We start from the raw sequence: 989 nt of genomic DNA, 5'->3' as shown, positions 1-989 counted from the left end.
GGTTCATCGCGGGTTAGCGTGAAAAAGTAGGAGACGGCGGTAAAACCGGTTAGTTTTGAGTTCGCCAAAACAACAAAATTAGCCAATCCACCGCCGTCTTTATGAATGCTAATCTTCTTGATCTGTTCTGGGAAGGATTCACGATGGAATCCTACACTCAGATTGACGCCCAATCCCTACTCATCCGGCTGCGACCTACCCCTGGTAGTCTGCCTTGCTGCAGTGGTTGTAACCAGCATACGCTTGCCATCCATGACACTAATACCCGACGGGTTCGCGAACGCGACCTGTTCCAATATCGTGTCTGGCTGGACGTGCCCGTTCGCCGAGTTCGCTGCGTTTCCTGCGGCCCCAGACTTGAACAGATTCGCTGGTTGCCAGGACGACAGCGCCTGACCACGGGCATGATCAACTGGATTGAGTCCTTGGTGCGCCTGATGCCAGTTCAGCATGTAGCAACCCTGTTGGGGTTGCACTGGCATACAATCAAGGCCGTCGATCATCAACGTCTCAAGCGGGAAGTAACAGAGCCTGACCGGCATCGAATTCGCCGCTTGATTATGGATGAGTTCGCTTTGTTCAAGGGGCACCGGTACGCCACCGTGGCGATCGATGCAGACACCCAGCAAGTGCTCTGGGTTGGAGAGGGTCGTAGCCGAGCAGCTGTGCGCCCGTTCTTTGAATGGCTTGGACCTGAGGCATGTAGCCGAATCGAAGCTGTGGCGATGGATATGAATACTGCCTTGGACTTGGAGGTTCAGCACCATTGCCCGAAAGCTCGCGTGGTTTATGACCTGTTCCATGTTGTCGCCAAGTTCGGAAGAGAAGTGATTGACCGAGTTAGGGTCGACCAAGCCAATCGACTTAGACACGACAAGCCGGCTCGGAAAGTGGTGAAGCGAAGTCGTTGGCTGTTGCTCAGAAACCGGGCCAACCTCCAAGATGAACAGGCTCTGAAGCTCGAAGAGTTGCTGCAAGCCAACCAGCCT

Annotated in this window: 1 protein-coding gene; it reads left to right on the top strand. The window is 54.3% G+C overall.

Annotated features, from left to right (window positions below; genetic code table 11):
• Positions 1 to 101 precede the first annotated feature (101 nt).
• On the top strand, positions 102 to 989 hold an 888-nt coding region (locus I9W95_RS12445), incomplete at its 3' end, for an ISL3 family transposase (RefSeq protein WP_404818754.1).

Origin of the sequence: Thalassolituus marinus (assembly GCF_020320395.1) — a bacterium.
Taxonomy (GTDB): Bacteria; Pseudomonadota; Gammaproteobacteria; order Pseudomonadales; family Oceanobacteraceae; genus Venatoribacter; species Venatoribacter marinus.
This window is presented reverse-complemented; position numbering and strand designations above follow the sequence as displayed.